Raw genomic sequence first — 19,809 nt, 5'->3', positions numbered from 1 at the left:
TTGGGCAAAGGTACGAAAAAAATCAGAACGGAAGTCCCAGCGAACCGGCAATCCACACGCCGCCGGTCGAGGGCCGGTAACAGGAGAGTTTGAAGGTCGAGGTAGCCGAAGCGGGCTGCCGGAACGCATTGAAGTCGAAGATCAGATCGCCACCCACGGACCAGATGCGCCGCCACTCCATTCCGCTGCCCGCCGGGCGGCGGAACTGCGCGTAGTCGCCCCCCGCGTTCAGGCGGATGCGCTTGAAGTAGAGCACCGAACCGATGCCGCCCTCGGGATACCACACCGGCAACTGGTAATCGAGCGAAAGAGCCGTATAGTCGTTCGAAACGATCTCCGACGAGGTGAAGCCGTGCGGAATGAGCCGCGTGGACTTGTAGCTGAGCGGCGCATACCCCGCCGGGAACTTGTAACCGCCCACCGAAGTCTGGTACGTCGCCGCCAGCAGCACCGAATGGTGCGGCGCGAAACCCGGCAGGTAGCTCTGTCCGTAGAACGAGACGAGGTTGCTGAAGTCGGCATTGGCCGGATCGAACGTGTAGGAGGCGTTGAGCGCATATCCCCAGCGGGGCGCGAAGTCGCGGTGCGCAAGGCGCACCTGGTCCGAGAATCCGGCCCCGAACGAAAGTTTGTGCAGCCCCTCGTTGAAGCCGATGCGCTGGATGTTATGGATGCTGCCGTTCTCCCACTCGATCTTGTTCAGGTCGGCCACCATGCCGTTCGAATAGTTCCACCCGGCCGAGAGCGAGAGCTGCCGCGTATGGTAGCCGCGCTGGAAATAGAGCGGCAGCGTGGCCGAAAGCCCCACCGAATAGTACCGGTCGGGCGCGGGCTGCGACTGATAGACCGGATTCCCGGTCACCGGGTCGTACGAGGCGAGCGAATAGAAGAGCTGGTTGCCTCCGTACGACACGTCCAGGTCGAAGCGGAGTCCCAACCCGAAATAGCGCACGCCGAGCTTGACGAGCGACCCTTCGCTGCGGTTCCAGCCGTAGGAGGCGTAGGCTTCGGCGCTCGACAGCAGGTTCTGCGACATGAGCGTAAAGCCCAGATTGAGGTCGATCACGTGCTCGTCCACGGCCGCGAACGGATTGAATGCCAGCGGCATCCAACTGTGTACGTTCACCAGGTTCGGTCCCTTCCTGTAACGCTTCGCGCGGAACCGCTCCCCTTGCCGCACCGAATCGGCCGGCGTGAAGCGCACCGTGTCGAGATTCACCACCGCCCAGCGCCTGCGCGGCGGATTGACCAGATCGACCGGAAGCGCCGACGGCGCAACGGGCACGAGCAGCGAATCGGCCGCCTGCTCCGCCACGCGGTAGCCCAGCCTGTCGTAGGTCGTCACGAGCAGCCGTCCGCCCGCCGGCGCGGGGTCGAACGAGCCGTATTCGGAGGCGGTGAGACGGTACTCGCGGCGGGCGACGAGGTCGTAGCAGTGCGCCTCGTCCTTGCCCGAGGCGATCGACCCGAAATAGAGCTTCCCGCCACCGGCCCGCAGGTCCGACAGCGTGATCCGGGCGCCCCGCGTCACGGGATGCAGCCCCTCGGCGTCGATCCGCCCGAGCCACATGCCCTCGTCGTCGGTCACCAGCACGTACCACGCCACCGTGCGGTCGTCCCACGCCAGCCCGTGCAGCTCCTTCCCTTCGGGCGCTTCGAAGCGCTCCTCCGGCGCGCCGTCCCGTTCGACGACGACCGTGTAACGGCCGTCGGGGGCGTACTCGATCCACCCCAGCGCCCCGTCCGCCGCCGTGGGATAGAGCGCCCTGCGGTATCCCACGGCCGTGCGGGGACGCCCGTCGGCGATGTCCATGTAACAGAGCTGCGAATTGACCCGCTGTTCGAAGAGCAGCGAACGGCGGTATTCGGTCCACCACACGCGGCCGCCGGCCATCGTCGGCCGCGTCGAGACCATCCCCGTGCGGCAGACGGTCCGCTCCCGGCCCGTGCGGCGGTCGATCCGCACGAAGCGCGTCGAGCGGTCGAAATCGGTCTTCAACGCCAGCACCGCCGTATCGCCCAGCGGCAGCGGCCACTGGTAGGTCGTATGGTTGCCCTCGGGAAGCGGCGTGAGCGTCGAGGCGCTGTCCCCGCTCTCCGGGAGCGAATCCCAGAACCGCTCCAGATCGTCGAACGTCTCGCGGAACAGCTCGCCGACGCTCGTGCGATAATATTTCCGCAGCGCGGCGTGCGTCGTCAGAATCACGTAGGGATTGCGCGAACCGTACCACGCCACCTTGTCCCAGACATTCTCCCCGTAGCGGTCGTAGGCATAGGAGCAGAGCTGGTAGCCCAGCTCGTAGTGGTCGGGAATGTAGTCGCGGTAGGAACCGCAGAACCACTTGTCCGTATTGCGGCGGTCGCGCGTGTCCCGCCGGTTGCGTCCCACGCGGCCCATCGCCCGGTAGGCCATCGTGAACGACGGCTGCAGGCCACGGCCGTAGGAGGACATCATCGTTTCGGACATCACCGCATCGCCCTCCAGCGCCCAGAGGGGCATGAAAAGCAGCCCCACGGTCGAACCCTGCTGTCCCAGCAGGCGGCTCAGCACGCGGATCAGCCCCCGGTCGAGGTTGTTGTACTGCACGGCGTGGCGGTACTCGTGGGCCACGAGCTGCTTGTACCACGGCATCGAATAGGAGTCGATGGCCGGCGAAGAGAGGAACTCCACGCGCTTGGGAAGGTACATGACCAGTCCGTTCGACTGGAAATTCTCGGGATGCATCACGAAGGGAATCCGCATCGGACCGTGGCGGAATCCGTAGCCGATCGAGGGCTGCACGGAGCGGATGTAGTGGAGCGTGCGCGCGGCCAGCCCCGACGCCGTGTCGGGATAGATCATCCGCACGTCCGGCGTGCGGATCGCGGACCATTTCATCGGAGCGTCCGCACCCCACGTGTAATATTGCGCCGCCGCACGCCGCACGCCGCCCAGGACGCACGCCGCCGCCAGCGCGAGAAGCCACCCCCGTTTCACCTACGACCCCGCTTTTTTACAGCCGTAGCCGGCTTTGGTGAGTATCTCCACGACGCGGTCGCGGTGGTCGCCCTGAATGACGATCTCGCCCTCCTTGGCCGCGCCGCCCACGCCGCAGCGGGTCTTGAGCAGGCGCGCCAGGTCGGCCAGATCGGCCCCGCGGCCCACGAAGCCCCGCACGAGCGTCACGACCTTGCCCGCCCGCTGCCTGCGGTCGAGCCACACGCGCAACTGCTGCCGCGCCGGAGGGAGCGTCTCGGTCTCGGGCCGCTCGTCGGTCCTGTATTCGAAATCGGGATCGGTCGAATAGACCATCCCGAGCCGCGATTTCCAATCGTTGTCCGCCATATCCGTTGTTCGAAAAGTAGGAATAAAACGCCGAATCGGCGCCGTTATTTTGCGCAAAAATACGAAAATATTTATCTTTGGGACGTATGGCTGGCAAGATTCGAGAAAAACTCCGCACGCTCAACCCCTTCGCCCGGCGACGCGGGACGGCCGGCGACCTGCCGCAGCCGCTCCCGGCCGACCCCGACCAGCGGCTCGTGCGGGTGTACGTCGAAGGCTACGAGGACGTGGCTTTCTGGCGCGGCATCTTCGACCATTTCCAGAATCCCTACCTGCGTTTCGAAATCTCGGTCCCCGACCGCGGCGACCTGCCGAAAGGCAAGAAGGTGCTGCTGGGGATGGTTCCCCGTTCGTCGGAGGAGCTGCTGCTGTGCGTCGATTCGGACTTCGACTACCTCTTCGCCGGACGCACCGACCAGTCGAAGGAGGTGAACGGCGCCCGCTACATGTTCCACACCTACGCCTATGCCACCGAGAACTACCTCTGCTACGCCCCGTCGCTGCACAACGTCTGCGTGAAGGCCACCAAGAACGACACGCACATCTTCGACTTCGTGCGCTTCATGCACGAGTACTCGTGCACGATCTACCCGCTGTTCCTCTGGTACGCCTTCTCGGCGCAGCTGGCCTCGGAAAACGTCTTCCCGCTCGTGGATTTCAAGCAGTCGGTGCGCATAGGCTACCTCGACCTCGAGGAGAACGGCGCACGGACGCTCGCCTGGCTCCGCCGCAACGTCGAGAAGCGCGAACGCCTGCTGCAACAGCGCAACGCGCGGATGATCGAACCGATGCGGGAGTTCGAGGAGCAGCTCCGCAGCCGCGGGCTGAAGCCCGAGAACACCTACCTTTTCATGCACGGGCACACGCTCATGGACAACGTGGTGCTCGTGTTGCTGAACACCGTGTGCGAAAAACTGCGGCAGATGTCCATCGCCCGCATCACCGCCTCCGAGAAACGGGGCGTGGCGCTCAAGAACGAAATGGCGAACTACACCAACTCGCTGCGGTCGATCCGCGACGTGCTGCTCGACAACGAGAACTACACCAAATGCCCGCTCTACCGCCGCCTCCAGCGCGACATCGAACGCTATATCGTCCGCACGATCTTCGAAATGCGCCGCCGGGGCGAAATCCGCGACCAGTCGGTCGTCGCCATTCTCCACAACCTGCGGCAGGGGCAGTGACGCCCCGCCGGACCCGGACACGCCGGGATCGCCGGCATCGTCTCCTTCTCCCGGAATGAGGCGGGCGCTCCTCCCTGAGGAAGAGCGCCCGTGCGGCAACGTCGTTGCAGACCGCCGCTTACAGCCAGACCACCTCCGAGGCCATCGTTTCGGGATCGGTCGCCCGGCCGAAGAAACGGTCGCCGTCCACGCCGCTCATCCACGGAACGCCGCCCAGTCCCAGATCGTCGCCGATGCGCGACGCCTCGCAGTAAACGCCCCTGCCCCGCGACTTGTCGTAAACGCCGAAATAGCGTTTCTCTCCGGCACCGAAGCGCACGTACATCCGGTCGGCGGTCTCGAGCAGGTCGTAATACTGCACGAAGGGGGATTTCCGCCACGCCTCCCGGAAATCCGCCCGGTCCCACGCATAGGAGGCGGGAGCGAAGGCGTGGTTCTCGAACCGCAGCTCGCCGATCCGGGGTTCGCCTCCGGGAGCGGAGAAAAATTCGGGCTGGAACTGGTGGTGGGCCATCACCCCGCCGGGCGCATCATGGAAAAGGGTCAGCACCTGCCACGCCCCGCTGTAACGGTCCAGTTGCTCCACGGGCGTCGCCTGCCCGAGCAGCGTCCCGTCGGGACGCGTCACAACGAGCGTTTCGAACCGCTCCGCATTCCGGCCCGCCGCGGAGACGTACCACACGAAGTTTCCGGCACGGTCGATATGGGTGAACAGCGCGTCGAACGGCCAGGGTCTGTCTCCGCAGAAAGTCCGTTCGGGAAGCGAATAGGTCAGTATCCGGCGCGTGGCACCGTCGAGGACATACAAGGTATCCGCTCCGGGACTTACGAGCGCATTCATCGGAACGACATACTCTCCCGGACCGCGCCCGACCCGTCCCACGGGGCCGATGTAGCGGCCGTCTTCGCCGAAGAGCCAGACGCCCTGTCCCGCTCCGAACGGTTCGCACACGACCGGACGGCCGCCGGCCAGGCGCAGGATCGACCCCTCCGCGGCAGCCGGCACGTTGTCCGGCGCGTGCAGCCGCACGCGCCGCACCCCGCGCGTCCCGAAAAGCTCGGAAAGGGCGATCGTGTCCCGCTCGGCAAAGGCGTACACCGTCCGCCCGTCGTCTGTCCGACCGCCGTCCGAACAGCCGGCAAGGGAAAAGGCCCGGATCAGCGAAGCAAGCAACAGACCGCGCAACGTCCCGCGTTTCATAATCCGCCTATTCGCGTTTCCGCACGATGCGCACCGTGGCCTGCGTAGCCTGCCGGACGAAAACCTGCGGCCCGACGGCGTAACGCCGCCACAATTCGGGAGTGTAGCCGCGCACGGTCAGCAACTCCATCCGCTCGGCCTTCATCACGTCGAAACCCGCCTCGCGCAGCGCCCCGACCGCCTCGTCGATATGCCACGAATTATCGACGCAGAGGCTCAGATTGACCGCCGAATTGTGGATCAGATTGGTCTTCACGCGAAAACGCTCGAGCAGCGAGAAGATCGTGGCGAACTTCTCCTCGAGCACGAACGAGAAGTCGCGCGAACGGATCGTCAGCAGCACCTGGTCTTTCTTGAGAATCAGGATCGGCACGTCCACCGGCGCCGACATGCCGCGGATGACCGTACCCGGCTTGCGCTTGTCGCCGAAAGGCCGCACATAGAGCGGAATGTTCTTGTTTTGCAGCGGCTTGATCGTCTTCGGGTGTATGATCTGCGCGCCGCTGTAAGCCAGTTCGATCGTATCGAGGTAGTTCAGTTCGGCGATCTGCACGGCGTCGGGGAAGATCTTCGGGTCGGCGTTCAGCACGCCGTCCACATCCTTCCACACCGACATCGACTCGGCGTCGAGCAGATTGGCCACCACGGCGGCCGAGTAGTCCGAGCCTTCGCGGCCGAGCGTCGTCGTCGTACCGTCGGGCGCGCCGCCGATGAAGCCCTGCCCGACGAAAATCCGCTCCGCACACCCCTCCAGCGCCCCTTTCAGCAACGCTTCGGACGCCGCCAGATCGACGCCGGCGTCCTTGTGCCGCTGCTCGGTGCGCAGGCAGCGGCGCATGTCGATCCAGCGGTTCGCCACCCCGGCGTAATTGAGGTATTCGGAGATGATCGTCGTCGAGACCAGCTCGCCGAAGGCCACGATCGTATCGTACCACAACTCCGCATCGCGGGGATCGTAGCCCTCGCCGGCCGCCACGCGCTCCAGCTCGCCGAAGAGCCGCTCGACCGCCTCCAGCCGTTTGGGACCGTGCCACAATTCGTCGATGATCGCGGCATGGTACTCGCGCAGCGAGGCGATCTCGTCCCCGGCCGCCTGCGGATCGTGCCGCTGCACGGCACCGAACACGCGTTCCAGCGCATTGGTCGTCTTTCCCATCGCCGAAACGATGATGAAGAGGTTCTGTTCGTCGTCGATGATCTTGCGCAGGTTCCGCACGCCGTCGGCATTGCGGACCGAAGCGCCGCCGAATTTATATACTTTCATGATCTGTAAAAGGGCTTTGTCGTTCGAAAATCCGGTGTCCGGAACGCCCGGCCGCGCACGGAAGGCAAAACGCCCGGCACACGGCTCCGCCGCACACGGTCCGGCGGGCATCCCGAATCGGTGCAAAAATACGAAAAATAATGCGGACCGGGAGCATGCCGCCGCATTTTTTCGCCCCGCGGCCCCTTTTGCCGCCGCGGCGGCCCGGGTCTGCTCCCGGAACCGGCCCCGCCGAACGTTCCGTCCGGAAATCCGCCCCGGGAACCGACGGACGGAGCGCGGCATGCGGCGGGTACGCGGCCGGAAGGTCCTCTCCGCAGGAAATCCGTCCCGCGACGGCGGATCGTCCCCGATTATCCGTATCTTTGCCGTATGGACACCCGAACCCCGAATCATCCGCACGCCGCCGGACGGCCCGACCCGGTCGTCATCCGGGAATACACGCCCGCAGACAAAGCGGACGTACTGCGCCTCATCCGGCTCAACACCCCCGCCAGTTTCGCCCCGGCCGAAGAGGCCGATCTGGACGAATACCTTGAACACCGGAGGGAGCTCTACTACGTCCTGCTCGCAAACGGCACGATCGCAGGGTGCGGCGGAATCAACTTCGCCGACGGCGGAACCACCGCAAAGATCAGCTGGGACATCGTCCATCCCGCCTGGCAGGGCCGGTCGCTGGGGACCCGGCTGCTCGAATACCGGATCGAAAAGCTCGAATCCCTCGGCGGCATACGCCGCATCACCGTCCGGACGTCGCGACAGGCCCACCGGTTCTACGAAAAACGGGGGTTCGTCCTGCGGGAGGTGCGCAGGGACTACTGGGCCGAAGGATTCGACCTCTATGCCATGGAGTACACGGGACGGAGGTGACCGCTCCGGCCGTCATTGCCGCAGCAGCCGCTTCGAGAGGAAGCGCCGCACGGGTTCGTCGTAAAACCTCAGGCAGAGCCAGGCCAGCGCGACGGAACCCGCGACGAGCGCCGCGGCCCCGGGCAGCGATTGTCCGAAGGTCAGGTTCTCGTTCTTGACCCAGGCGTAGTAGAGGTAGATGAAGGGATAGTGCACCATGTAGAGCGGATAGGAAATGTCCCCCAGGAATTTGCAGATGCGCGAAGTCACGCGGTCCGTGGTCTTTCCCGAAGCCCCGATCCAGACGATCAGCGGGAAGAGGACGACGGCGCACAAAGCGTCGTACACGCCGTTCATCCACAGGTGTTCGCTTCCTCCGATCCGCGGCACGGACGCGAGGGCGACGACGGCCAGCGTGCCGATCCAGAACGCCCCGCGGACCCGGACCGGACGGAACACGCGGGAGAGCAGCAGGCCCGCCGGAAAGGCGAACAGCAGCCGCAGCGAACCGCCGACGATGTTCTCCCCGGTCAGCGAGAACCCGACGCAGATGTCCCCCAGCGGCCCCCAGACGGAGAAGGCGGCAAGCCCGCAACCCGCCGCGGCGACCAGCACGGCAAGCGCGCGGGTGGACAGCCGGCGGATGAACAGCGCGTAGAGCACATTGCCTATATATTCGAAGAAGAGCGACCACGCGGGGCCGTTGAGCGGATACATCTCGCCCACGCCGCGGATCTCCGCACCGGGCGTCGCAGGGATCATGAAGGCGTTCATCAGCGTCGCCACGAGCAGCATCGCCACCGGGACCGCCGAAACGTCCCAGACCGGACAGCCCTGCGTGTAGAACATGACGGCGCCGATCAGCGCCCCGATGACGACCATCGGTTGCAGGCGGACGAGCCGCCTCGTGAGGAACTCCCTGACGGTCATCTTCGTCCAGCGGTCGTCGTAGGCGTACCCCACGACGAAGCCCGAGAGGATGAAGAAGAAATCGACGGCCAGGTAGCCGTGGTTGATGCGCTGGTCCAGGTGGCTCGTGGCATAGGCTTCGAACAGGTGGAAACAGACCACCGTGAGGGCCGCGACCCCGCGCAATCCGTCGAGCAGATCGTAGTGGGGTTTCGTGTCGGAGAACGCGGCGGCGGAGATACGGGACATGCGGATATCGGTCGGTTAGGGTTTTACGTGGGGAAATTCGGGGGCAAAGATAGAAAAAATGCGGCTTCTCCGACAGTCCGGAGGCCGCATTTTCCCTGTTTGTCCGGATTATTCGCCCGGACCGCGTTTCTGCCGCTTACTTCCGCTCCGCCACGGGCCTGTACGGGACGCCAATATTCTGGAACAGGAAAGCGTACATGTCCGTCGCCTCGTCGATCCGTTTCGAGGTGGGTTTCCCGGCTCCGTGCCCCGCCTTCGACTCGATGCGGATGAGCACGGGTTTGTCGCCCGCCTGGCAGTGCTGCATCGTGGCGGCGAACTTGAACGAATGCGCCGGCACGACGCGGTCGTCGTGGTCGGCCGTCATCACGAGCGTCGCAGGATACTCGACCCCCTCGCGGATGTTGTGCAGCGGCGAGTAGCGGTAGATATAGCCGAACTGCTCCTCGTCCTCCGACGTGCCGTACTCCACGGCCCAGCCCCAGCCGATCGTGAACTTGTGGTAGCGCAGCATGTCCATCACGCCCACCTGCGGCAGGCAGACGGCGAACAGGTCCGGACGCTGCACCTCGCAGGCTCCCACGAGCAGGCCGCCGTTCGAACCGCCGTTGATCGCCAGCCGCTCCTTCGAGGTGTACTTCCGGGCGATGAGGTATTCGGCCGCCGCGATGAAATCGTCGAAGACGTTCTGCTTGTCGGCGAGCATCCCCGCCTTGTGCCAGGCCTCGCCGTACTCCGAGCCGCCGCGCAGGTTGGCCACGCAGTAGATGCCGCCCTGCTCGACGAACATCAGCGCCGAGGGGTTGAAGCCGGGCGTCATGTTGATCTGGAACCCGCCGTAGCCGTAGAGCAGGCAGGGGTTCTCGCCGTCGAGCTTCATGTCCTTGCGGCGCGTGACGAACATCGGGACCCGCGTGCCGTCCTTCGAGGTGTAGAAGATCTGCTCGGTGACGAAGAGCGAGGGATCGAAACGCACCTCCGGGGCCTTGTAGAGCGTCGATTCGCCCGTCGCGAGGTCGTACCGGTAGATCGTGGCGGGCGACGTGTAGTTCGTCAGCACGTAGTACAGCTCCGTGTCCTCCTTCTCGCCGCCGAATCCGCCGACCGTGCCGATGGCGGGCAGTTCAACGTCGCGCACCTTCTTCCCGTCGAGGTCATACTGCGCCACCTTGCTCTGCGCATCCTCCAGATACTGCGCGAAGAGGTAGCCGCCGGCCGTGCCCACGCCCTCGAGCAGGTGTTCCGGGCTTTCGGGAATCACGGTCTGCGTCTTCGACGGATCGTTCAGGTCGATGCGCCGCAGCGCGTAGTTCGAGGCGTCGCGGTTGGTCGTGTAGTAGAGCCAGCCGTCCTCGACGGTCACCGGCCCGTAGTCGGCGTCGAAGCCCGGCAGCAGCGTCCGGAACTTCGTCTCCGAAGTCTTCCGGTAGAGGATTTCCGAGCCCGACGTGCCGTCCGACGCGTAGATGAACAGCCATTCGCCGTCCTCCGAAGGCCAGGCCCCGAAGTACCGCAGCGGATGCTCGCGGTCCTCGTAGATGAGCCGGTCGGCCGACTGCGGCGTGCCGATGCGGTGGTAATAGATCTTCTGGTACTGGTTCTGCGACGAATAGACGCCCTTCTCCGGTGCGTCGTAGGCGCTGTAATAGAATCCCTCCGAGTCGGGCGACCACTGCGCCCCCGAGTTCTTCACCCACTCGATCCGGTCCTCCGTGAGCGTCCCGTCGGCGGTGTCCATCACGCGGATCTCCACCCAGTCCGATCCCGACGCGGCGGCGGCATAGGCGAAATAGCGGCCGTCCTTCGAGAACGAGGCGGCGGCCACGGCCACCGTGCCGTCCTCCGACAGGCGGTTGGGATCGAGGAACACCTCGCCCGCCCCGCCCAGCTCCCGCGTGCGGTAGAGCACCGACTGGTTCTGCAACCCGTCGTTATAATAGTAGTACCACCAGTCGCCGTGCTTCGACGGCGCCCCCTCCCTGGGGTAGTTCCACAACTCGGTGAGCCGCTCACGGATGGCGTCGCGGAAGGGAATCTGCGACAGGTAGTCGTCCGTCACGGCGTTTTCGGCCTCGACCCAGGCGGCCGTGGCCTCCGAGAGGTCGTCCTCGAGCCAGCGGTAGGGATCGGCGACCTTCGTGCCGAAGTAGTCGTCCACGACCCCGCCGCGCTCGGTCTCGGGATAGGGCAGGAGTTTGATCCGCTTCATATTGTCACAACTTGCAAATAGCGCCGCCGCACCCAGCAGCGCGACGGTTCCGCTCGATACGCGCTTCATAAATCGGAGTTTTGAATGATGTCTGCGACAAAGTTAGAAAAAATCCGGAGATTCGGAACCGCAACGGCTCGTTCCGCACCCGGAAATTTCCGGATCCGGTTTGCCCGTTGTCCGGAAAAACGGTATTTTTGCACTCCCGGATCCGCACCGCGGGGCGGGCGCCGGCCCCGGCGGGACGACCGCCGGACGCGCGGCGGCCAAACGACAGACAAGCGAACGACTCCGATGAAAGGCATTCTGCGAAGGCTCCAGGGACATCCCCGCATCGGGGAGGCGACGGCCTACCCGATTCTGTTCACGATCGGCTTCTGCCACCTGCTCAACGACATGATCCAGTCGGTCATTCCGGCCATGTACCCGGTTCTCAAGGAGAGCTACGGATTCACCTTCGCCCAGATAGGGCTCATCACGCTGGTGTTCCAGCTCACCTCCTCGATCTTCCAGCCCTTCGTGGGGGCGTACGCCGACCGCCACCCGCAGCCCTATTCGCTCTCGATGGGCATGTGTCTCTCGCTGGCCGGACTGCTGGGTCTGGCCTTCTCCACGCGATACGCGGCGATCCTGCTGACGGTGGCCCTGATCGGCGGCGGCTCGTCGGTCTTCCATCCCGAAGCCTCGCGCGTGGCGCAGATGGCCTCGGGCGGGCGGAAGAGCCTGGCGCAGTCCATCTTCCAGGTGGGAGGCAACGGCGGAAGCGCCGTCGGACCGCTGCTGGCGGCGCTGGTCATCCTCCCCTACGGACAGCACGCGGTGGGATGGTTCGCGGCGGCGGCCCTCGCCGCCTCGCTCATCCTGGTCCGCGTGGGCGCCTGGTACAGCCTGATGCTCGACCGCACGCGGCATCTCCGGCAAACCCTGCGGAAAACGGGCTGCGGACTCTCCGCCCGGCAGACACGCCGGGCGCTGGCGATCCTCGTGACGATGCTCTTCTCGAAGTACTTCTTCACGGCGTGCATGACCAGCTACTTCACCTTCTTCCTGATCGAAAAGTTCGGCATCTCCGTCCGGCAGTCGCAGTTCTGCCTCTTCGCCTTCCTCGCGGCTTTCGCCACGGGGACGCTGCTCGGCGGATTCCTCGGCGACCGCTACGGACGGAAGTACGTCATCCTCTTCTCCATCCTCGGCGCGGCGCCCTTCACCCTCGCGCTCCCCTACCTCGGTCTGGGCTGGACCGTGGCGACGGCCGTGGCCAGCGGCCTGATCATCGCCTCGGCCTTCTCCGCCATCCTGGTCTATGCCACCGAGCTCAAGCCGGACAAGGTCGGAATGATCTCGGGCGTCTTTTTCGGACTGATGTTCGGGCTGGGCGGCATCGGCTCGGCCTTCTTCGGCTGGCTGGCCGACCGGACGAGCATCGGGTTCGTCTTCCGGATCAGCTCCCTGCTGCCCCTGCTGGGCATCATCGCCGTCCGCCTTCCCGACTTGCAGTCCGGGAAGAAGAAAAAGTAGTCCCGCCGCAGGCGCTCCGGGAGGGGGGGGGCATTTATTTTCCCGGTCCGTGCGGCCGATCCGAAAGTTATTCGTACCTTTGTCCGGGAACCGGCACACCGCGCGGAGACGCCGCACGGATGCCCGGTTCCGCAATCCTCCGGCCCCGGGAAGGCCCGACCGTTCCGGCCGCCGGAACCGCAAGAAAACGGAAAACCATGTACGAAGAACTCAGAACAACCGTAGAGAAGGCGTGGGAGGAGCGCGAACTGCTCCGCGACGCAGCGACGCAGCAGGCCGTGCGCGACGTGATCGGGCTCGTGGACAAGGGCCTCCTGCGGACGGCCGAGCCGGTCGATCCCGAGAAGAGCGAATGGCGGGTGAACGAATGGGTCAAGAAGGCCGTGATCCTCTACTTCCCGATGCAGCCCATGCGCCGCATGGAGGCCGGGGAGCTGGAGTGGTACGACAAGATGGAACTCAAGCACGGCTACGAGGAGCTGGGCGTGCGCGCCGTGCCGCATGCCGTGGCGCGCTACGGAGCCTACATCGCCCCGGGAGCGATCCTCATGCCTTCCTATGTCAATATCGGCGCCTACGTCGATACGGGCACGATGGTCGATACGTGGGCCACCGTGGGATCGTGCGCCCAGATCGGACGCCACGTCCATCTCTCGGGCGGCGCGGGCATCGGCGGCGTGCTCGAACCGGTGCAGGCCGCTCCCGTGATCGTCGAGGACAACTGCTTCATCGGCTCGCGCTCGATCGTGGTCGAAGGGGCGCACATCTGCCGCGAAGCGGTGCTCGGCTCGAACACCGTCATCACCGGTTCGACGCACATCATCGACGTCACGGGGCCCGAACCCGTCACCTACAAAGGGTACGTGCCGGCCCGTTCGGTAGTCGTGCCGGGCAGCTACCGCAAGCAGTTCCCGGCGGGCGAATACAGCGTCTCGTGCGCCCTCATCATCGGCCGCCGCAAGGAGTCCACCGACAAGAAGACCTCGCTCAACGACGCCCTGCGCGACTTCGGGGTTCCGGTATGACCGCAGGCAGCATGATCCGCCGCATCACGGAGACCACCTCGACCAACGACGACGCCCGGCGCCCCGAATACCGCCACGGCGACATCGTCTGGGCCGAACGCCAGACCGCCGGACGCGGCCAGCGGGGCCATTCATGGACGAGCGCCGAGGGCGAGAACCTCACCTTCTCGCTGGTGCTCGAACCCCGTTTCCTGCCCGTCGGCGAACAGTTCCTGCTCTCCGAGGCCGTGGCGCTGGCCCTCACGGACACCTTCGCCGACTTCGGCATCGACACCCGCATCAAGTGGACGAACGACATCTACGTCGGCGACCGCAAGCTGGTCGGCATCCTCATCGAACACAGCTACACGGGCCCCACGCTCGGTCGCTCGGTCGCGGGCATCGGGATCAACGTCAATCAGCGCGTGTTCGACCCCGCGCTGCCCAACCCCGTGTCGATGGCGCTGGCCGCCGGCCGCACGTTCGACCGGGAGGAGGTGCTCGAACGGTTCCGCACGCACTGCGCGGCCCGGTACGCACTGCTCGAACGGGGCGATGCCGACACGCTGCAACGCGACTACCGCGCCCGCATGTACCGGCTGGGAACGCCGCATCCGTACCGCCTGCCGGACGGCAGCCTCTTCACCGCCGCGATCGAAGGAGTCCGCCCGTCGGGGGAATTGCTCCTGCGCCACGCCGACGGCACGCTCCGCGCCTACCTCTTCCGCGAGGTGGAGTTCGTCATCGACCGCCCGGTGCGCTGATTCGTTTTTTTCTTCCGCCCGTATCCCTCGCCGGGGCGGAGCGTTCGCCGGGTTCGGCTTCCCGGCACACATCAGGCCCGCGACAGATCGCCGGCACTCCGGAATCCGCATACGGATACGACCGCGCCCACACTTCTCTTCCGGCCGCAACCGCCGACCGACCTCACGGTCCAAACCCGGAAGACCGTCTTCGCATCCGAGACCGTTCGGAACGGAGCGGAGAGCCGCAGAAAAATCTCCGGAAAACCGAAGCCCGGAATATCCGGCCGGGAAGTGTAAAAAAGGGGCGGAATCTCTTGCTGTTACGGAAATAACAGTTATATTTGCATTACGGAAATCAAAAAAACGGAAAGTACCATGAACGTACCTGCAAATCTGAAATACTCGAACGACCACGAGTGGTGTCGCATCGAGGGAGACGTAGCCGTAATCGGCATTACCGACTTCGCGCAGAGCCAGTTGGGCGACATCGTCTTCGTGGACGTGCCGACCGTGGGCGAGACGCTCGCCGCCGGCGAGGTGTTCGGCTCGATCGAGGCCGTGAAGACCGTGAGCGACGCATTCCTCCCGGTGGGCGGCGAAATCCTGGAGTTCAACGAGGCCGTGGACGCCGATCCGGCCGTCGTGAACAAGGACGCCTACGGCGAAGGCTGGCTCGTCAAGGTCCGGATGACCGATCCGGCGGAATACGACGCCCTGCTCGACGCGGCCGCCTACGAACAACTGATCGGCTGACGCCCCGCAGAAGCTGCCGTTCCGGCCGGGATCCGGCGAAAAACGAAACCCAAACAACGTTAAAAAGCATAAACGCTATGTCAAAAGTTACCGTCGTAGGTGCAGGCGCCGTAGGCGCGACCTGTGCGAATGTGATGGCTTGCCGCGAAGTGGCGAGCGAAGTGGTTCTCATCGACATCAAGGAGGGTCTCTCGGAGGGCAAGATGCTCGACATGTACCAGACCTCGACGCTGATGGACTTCGACACGAAGCTCACGGGCGCCACCAACGACTACAAGAAAAGCGCGAATTCGGACGTGGTGGTCATCACTTCGGGCATTCCCCGCAAGCCGGGCATGACGCGCGAGGAGCTGATCGGCACGAACGCCTCGATCATGAAGGGCGTCGTGGAGAACGTCATCAAGTATTCGCCCCGCGCCATCATCATCGTGGTGGCCAACCCGATGGATACGCTGACCTACCTCGCGCTCAAGGCTTCGGGACTGCCCAAGAGCCGCATCATCGGCATGGGCGGCGCACTCGACTCGTCGCGCTTCAAATGCTACCTGGCGAAGGCCACCGGCGCCAACATCAACAATGTGGACGGCATGGTGATCGGCGGACACGGCGATACGACGATGATCCCGCTCGTGTCGAAGGCCACCGTGAACGGCGTGCCCGTTTCGCAGTTCGCTTCGAAAAAGAAGTTGCAGGAGGCCGTGCAGAACACGATGGTCGGCGGCGCGACGCTCACCAAACTCATCGGCACGTCGGCCTGGTACGCCCCCGGCGCAGCGGCCGCGATGATGGTCGAGGCCATCCTCAACGACCAGAAGAAACTCATCCCCTGCTCGTGCTACCTCGAGGGCGAGTACGGTCAGGAGGACATCTGCATCGGCGTTCCCGCGATCATCGGCCGCAAGGGCATCGAGAAGATCGTGAAGATCGAGCTGACGAAGGAGGAGGCCGAGAAGTTCGCCGCTTCGGCCGACGCCGTACGCAAGACCAACAACGTCCTGCACGAGATCAAGGCGCTCTGATCCGCGGCACGCCCCGTCCGTTCCGCAAGGCCCATCGGGCCGGCGCGCGAAAGAGGAGAGGGGCGGCCCGAAGAGGCTCCGGCTCTCGAGAAAAACAACGAAAAGCCGTCACTCCGCGCGGAGTGACGGCTTTTTCATCGCTTTCGGAGGCCCCCGGAGAACGGAAAAGAGACGAAAAGACCGGGACCGCCATGCGATCCCGGTTCGGAAAAAGCCGTCCCCGGCCCCGTATGTATCGTCCGCCGGCGGTCCGCTGCGGAAACGGCCCGGCCCGCGGCGCGCGGCGTCAGATATTGATGTCGAGAATCTCGAAATGGATCGTGCCGGCCGGAACCTCCACATCCACGCGATCGCCCTTCTTGTGACCCAGCAGCGCCTTCGCGATCGGCGTGCCGATGGCCAGCTTGCCTTCGCGCAGGTTGGCCTCGTGTTCGGCGACGATCGTATAGACCATCTGCTTTTTGGTATTGTGGTTCAGCAGCGTCACTTTGCTCAGAATCTGCACCTTGCTCCTGTCTATCTTCGATTCGTCGATGACGCGCGCATTGGCGATCGTATCCTCCAGCTTGGCGATACGCATCTCCAGCAGACCCTGCGCCTCACGGGCGGCGTCGTACTCCGCGTTCTCCGAAAGGTCACCCTTGTCACGCGCCTCGGCGATAGCCGCCGAAATCGCCGGACGCTCGACGGAACGCATGTGGTCGAGTTCGTCCTTGAGTTTCTTGTAACCCTCCGCTGTCAGATAAATAATCTCTTTTGCCATACTAAAAAAACATAAAAAATAAAGAATCCTGACCCGGAAAGGTCAGAACCCCGTTGCATTCGTATAAGCAAAGATAGGAAGTAAAATCCATATTTCCAAATCTTTTTTCCGGCAGCAGTCCCCGCACGCCGTCCGGCAGCGAAACGGGATTCCTCCCCATCCGGGGCCCGCGACGGTCCGATCCGCCGGACCGCGAAGCCGCCCGCTGCGACACAGACCGTCCGCCCCGGCCCGCCGTATCCGGAAACGTCCCGCGGCAGACGGAGTCCCGGCGGAAACGGATGCACCCGCAGAAAACGGGAACAGTCCCCGGATGCCGGACGCCGGAACGCCGCCTCCGGAGGGGCAATATTTTTTTTTGCAAATCGTTAATTTATGCGTAACTTTGCGCGATAAAGCGCCGTAAAAGATTCTTAAATGAAGCAGACTTTCTCATACGCCGTGTGCGGAGCGGCCCTGGCAGCCCTTCTCGCCGGGTGTTCCGGAATCAACGCCCTGATCAAGAGCGGACAACCCGAACTGATTTACAGCAAGGCGCTGGAATACTACAAGATCGGCAAATGGCAGCGCGCCTCGACCCTTTTCGAAAGCGCGCAGCCCTACTACACCGGCACGTCGCGCGAAGACAGCATCTCGTTCTACAACGCCTACTGCAAATTCAAGAACCGCGATTTCGACACGGCCTCGACTCTGCTCGACGACTTCCGCCGCAAGTTTGGCCGCAGTGCCTTCATCGAGGACGCCGAAGGCATGTACGCCCTCTGCTTCTACTACCTCTCGCCCGGCCCGACGCGCGACCAGACGATGACCGGACAGGCCATCATGGCCATCAACGAGTTCATGTCGCGCTACCCCGAAAGCGACAGAATCGAGGACTTCCGCAAAATCAACGAGGAGCTGACGGGACGCCTGCACGAGAAGGCCTACATCAACGCCTACACCTATTATAAGATCGGCCGTTACAAGTCGGCGATCGTCGCGCTCAAGAACGCGCTGAAACAGTATCCCGAGAGCGGACACCGCGAGGAGATCATGTACCTGATCGTCGATGCGAGCTACCGTTTCGCCAGCAACTCGGTGCACGACAAGCAGACGGACCGCTATCTGGACATGCTGGACTCCTACCTCTCGTTCCGCGAGGAATTCCCCGAGTCGAAATACAACAAGGAGCTGGAACGCATGGCGCAGCACGCCCGCGACTACCTGGACCGCAACAACAAGGACAACAACGAATAGAGATGGAAATCAAGAAGAACATCCCCAACAACACCATCACGCGCAAGCTGGTGGATCTGGACAAGGAGACCGGCAACATCTACGAAAGCGTGAACATCATCGCGCGCCGCGCCAACCAGATCTCCACCGAGCTGAAAGCCGAGCTCAACCGCAAGCTCGCCGACTTCTCGTCGCCCACGGACACGATGGAGGAGACCTTCGAGAACCGCGAACAGATCGAGATTTCGCGCTACTACGAGCGTCTTCCCAAGCCGGTCATCATCGCCACCGAGGAGTTCCTCGACCACGAGCTGCTCTTCAAGGAGGGCAAGGACGGCGAGATGAAGGAAATCTGACCCGCAGCGCGATGGCATCCGACTCGACGGCGCGGCTCCCGCTGGAGGGACGCCGCATATTGCTGGGCATCACGGGCAGCATAGCGGCCTACAAGGCGGCTGTGCTGTGTCGTTTATTGAAGACGGCGGGCGCCGAAGTGCGCGTCGTGATGACGCCGCTGGCCAAGCAGTTCATCACGCCGCTGACGATGGCCACGCTCTCGAAAAATCCGATTCTGGTGGAGTTCTTCGACCCGGAGAACGGCGCATGGAACTCCCACGTCTCGCTGGGCGAATGGGCCGACTGCTACCTGATCGCCCCGGCCACGGCCAACACGCTGGCCAAAATGGCAGCGGGCATCGCGGACAACCTGCTGCTCACGACCTATCTTTCGGCACGCTGTCCGGTCGTCGTGGCCCCGGCCATGGACCTCGACATGTACGCCCACGAGGCGACGCAGCGGAACCTGCGGACGCTCGCGGAGCGCGGCGTGCGGATCGCGGAGCCGGGCGAAGGCGAGCTGGCCAGCGGTCTTCGCGGCAAGGGCCGCATGGCCGAACCGGCCGAAATCGCCGCATTCGTCGGCGACCTGCTCGGCGGCCCGTCCGGAGAAAAAAAAAAGAGCCTCGCGGGTAAACGCATGATCGTCACGGCCGGGGCCACGATCGAAGCCATCGACCCCGTGCGGTTCATCTCGAACCACTCGTCGGGCAAAATGGGATACGCCCTCGCCGGCGAGCTGGCCGCCCGGGGTGCGGAAGTCACCCTCGTCACGGGACGCACGTCGCTGCCGACGCCGCCGGGCGTCGAACGCGTGGACGTGCTTTCGGCGGCGGAAATGTACGACGCCGCGACCCGCGCCTTCGAGGAGGCGGACGGCGCCGTGATGTGCGCCGCCGTGGCCGACTACACGCCCGAACGCGCGTCGGAGACCAAACTCCGGAAAGGCGACGGCGAGATGACGCTCACCCTGCGCCGCACGCGCGACATCGCCGCCGAACTGGGAGCGCGCAAGGGAGGACGCCTGCTGGTGGGCTTCGCGCTCGAAACCCACGACGAACAGGCCCACGCCGAGGCCAAACTCACGAAAAAGAACTTCGACTTCATCGTGCTCAACTCGCTGCGAGACCCCGGCGCGGGCTTCCGCGGCGACACGAACAAAGTGACGCTGATCGACCGCGCGGGCCGCGAGGAGCTGCCGCTGCTCTCCAAACGCGAAGTCGCGGCGCGCATCGTCGATAAAATCGAAACGATCCTGAAATAAC

The 19,809-nt window shown here is 64.3% G+C and carries 17 protein-coding genes; 10 read left to right on the top strand and 7 right to left on the bottom strand.

Features of this window, described 5'->3' with window-relative positions; translation table 11 throughout:
• Positions 1–22: 22 nt before the first annotated feature.
• The gene (locus tag FME97_RS08325; protein ID WP_232522856.1) at positions 23–2,977 is read right to left on the bottom strand and encodes a BamA/TamA family outer membrane protein; all 2,955 of its coding nucleotides are present in this window, start codon (positions 2,975–2,977) and stop codon (positions 23–25) included.
• A complete protein-coding gene (locus tag FME97_RS08320; protein ID WP_141428911.1) occupies positions 2,978–3,325 on the bottom strand; it encodes a translation initiation factor in 348 nt (115 codons plus the stop codon).
• An 86-nt stretch (positions 3,326–3,411) separates the two neighbouring features.
• Here FME97_RS08320 and FME97_RS08315 point away from each other — a divergent pair, with 86 nt between their 5' ends.
• Positions 3,412–4,509, top strand: a complete 1,098-nt coding sequence (locus tag FME97_RS08315) for a DUF4435 domain-containing protein (protein WP_141428909.1) — start codon at positions 3,412–3,414, stop codon at positions 4,507–4,509.
• A 118-nt stretch (positions 4,510–4,627) separates the two neighbouring features.
• Here FME97_RS08315 and FME97_RS08310 read toward each other — a convergent pair whose 3' ends face one another.
• Both FME97_RS08310 and FME97_RS08305 read right to left on the bottom strand, forming a co-directional pair.
• Positions 4,628–5,710 carry a 6-bladed beta-propeller gene (locus tag FME97_RS08310; protein ID WP_141428907.1) on the bottom strand — a complete coding sequence of 361 codons (1,083 nt, stop codon included), beginning with the start codon at positions 5,708–5,710 and terminating at the stop codon, positions 4,628–4,630.
• 7 nt (positions 5,711–5,717) lie between these two features.
• Positions 5,718–6,974 carry an aspartate kinase gene (locus FME97_RS08305; RefSeq protein ID WP_141428905.1) on the bottom strand — a complete coding sequence of 419 codons (1,257 nt, stop codon included), beginning with the start codon at positions 6,972–6,974 and terminating at the stop codon, positions 5,718–5,720.
• 372 nt (positions 6,975–7,346) lie between these two features.
• Between FME97_RS08305 and FME97_RS08300 the strand changes: the two genes are divergently transcribed.
• Positions 7,347–7,844 (top strand): GNAT family N-acetyltransferase, encoded by a 498-nt coding sequence (locus FME97_RS08300; RefSeq protein ID WP_141428903.1) that lies wholly within the window; start codon positions 7,347–7,349, stop codon positions 7,842–7,844.
• A 12-nt stretch (positions 7,845–7,856) separates the two neighbouring features.
• Here FME97_RS08300 and FME97_RS08295 read toward each other — a convergent pair whose 3' ends face one another.
• Positions 7,857–8,981: an acyltransferase family protein gene (locus tag FME97_RS08295; protein ID WP_179954802.1), complete on the bottom strand. Its 1,125-nt coding sequence runs from the start codon at positions 8,979–8,981 to the stop codon at positions 7,857–7,859.
• 136 nt (positions 8,982–9,117) lie between these two features.
• Positions 9,118–11,259, bottom strand: coding sequence for a prolyl oligopeptidase family serine peptidase (locus tag FME97_RS08290; protein ID WP_141428899.1), 2,142 nt, complete (start codon positions 11,257–11,259; stop codon positions 9,118–9,120).
• Positions 11,260–11,484: 225 nt separating this feature from the next.
• On the opposite strand from FME97_RS08290, the gene FME97_RS08285 reads away from it, so the two are divergent.
• From FME97_RS08285 to mdh, 5 genes are all read left to right on the top strand, one after another.
• On the top strand, positions 11,485–12,708 hold the full coding sequence (locus tag FME97_RS08285) for an MFS transporter (protein WP_141428897.1): 1,224 nt from the start codon (positions 11,485–11,487) through the stop codon (positions 12,706–12,708).
• Positions 12,709–12,905: 197 nt separating this feature from the next.
• Positions 12,906–13,733, top strand: a complete 828-nt coding sequence (locus FME97_RS08280) for a 2,3,4,5-tetrahydropyridine-2,6-dicarboxylate N-succinyltransferase (protein ID WP_141428896.1) — start codon at positions 12,906–12,908, stop codon at positions 13,731–13,733.
• Between the two features lie 11 nt (positions 13,734–13,744).
• On the top strand, positions 13,745–14,476 hold the full coding sequence (locus FME97_RS08275; RefSeq protein WP_141429994.1) for a biotin--[acetyl-CoA-carboxylase] ligase: 732 nt from the start codon (positions 13,745–13,747) through the stop codon (positions 14,474–14,476).
• A gap of 357 nt (positions 14,477–14,833) precedes the next feature.
• Positions 14,834–15,211 (top strand): glycine cleavage system protein GcvH, encoded by a 378-nt coding sequence (gene gcvH / locus FME97_RS08270; RefSeq protein ID WP_141428893.1) that lies wholly within the window; start codon positions 14,834–14,836, stop codon positions 15,209–15,211.
• Positions 15,212–15,288: 77 nt separating this feature from the next.
• On the top strand, positions 15,289–16,230 hold the full coding sequence (mdh, locus tag FME97_RS08265; protein ID WP_141428891.1) for a malate dehydrogenase: 942 nt from the start codon (positions 15,289–15,291) through the stop codon (positions 16,228–16,230).
• Positions 16,231–16,516: 286 nt separating this feature from the next.
• On the opposite strand, the gene greA is transcribed toward mdh, so the two are convergent.
• The gene (greA, locus tag FME97_RS08260; protein WP_141428890.1) at positions 16,517–16,993 is read right to left on the bottom strand and encodes a transcription elongation factor GreA; all 477 of its coding nucleotides are present in this window, start codon (positions 16,991–16,993) and stop codon (positions 16,517–16,519) included.
• A gap of 417 nt (positions 16,994–17,410) precedes the next feature.
• On the opposite strand from greA, the gene FME97_RS08255 reads away from it, so the two are divergent.
• From FME97_RS08255 to coaBC, 3 genes are read left to right on the top strand one after another with little or no spacing between them, the layout of a single operon-like run.
• Entirely contained in the window at positions 17,411–18,229 is an 819-nt protein-coding gene (locus FME97_RS08255) for an outer membrane protein assembly factor BamD (protein WP_141428888.1), read from the top strand.
• A gap of 2 nt (positions 18,230–18,231) precedes the next feature.
• Complete coding sequence (locus FME97_RS08250) at positions 18,232–18,564, top strand: DNA-directed RNA polymerase subunit omega (protein WP_141428886.1); 333 nt, start codon at positions 18,232–18,234, stop codon at positions 18,562–18,564.
• Positions 18,565–18,575: 11 nt separating this feature from the next.
• Positions 18,576–19,808 (top strand): bifunctional phosphopantothenoylcysteine decarboxylase/phosphopantothenate--cysteine ligase CoaBC, encoded by a 1,233-nt coding sequence (coaBC, locus tag FME97_RS08245; protein ID WP_141428884.1) that lies wholly within the window; start codon positions 18,576–18,578, stop codon positions 19,806–19,808.
• Position 19,809 lies beyond the last annotated feature (1 nt).

Source organism: Alistipes dispar, assembly GCF_006542685.1.
Lineage (GTDB): Bacteria > Bacteroidota > Bacteroidia > Bacteroidales > Rikenellaceae > Alistipes > Alistipes dispar.
This window is presented reverse-complemented; position numbering and strand designations above follow the sequence as displayed.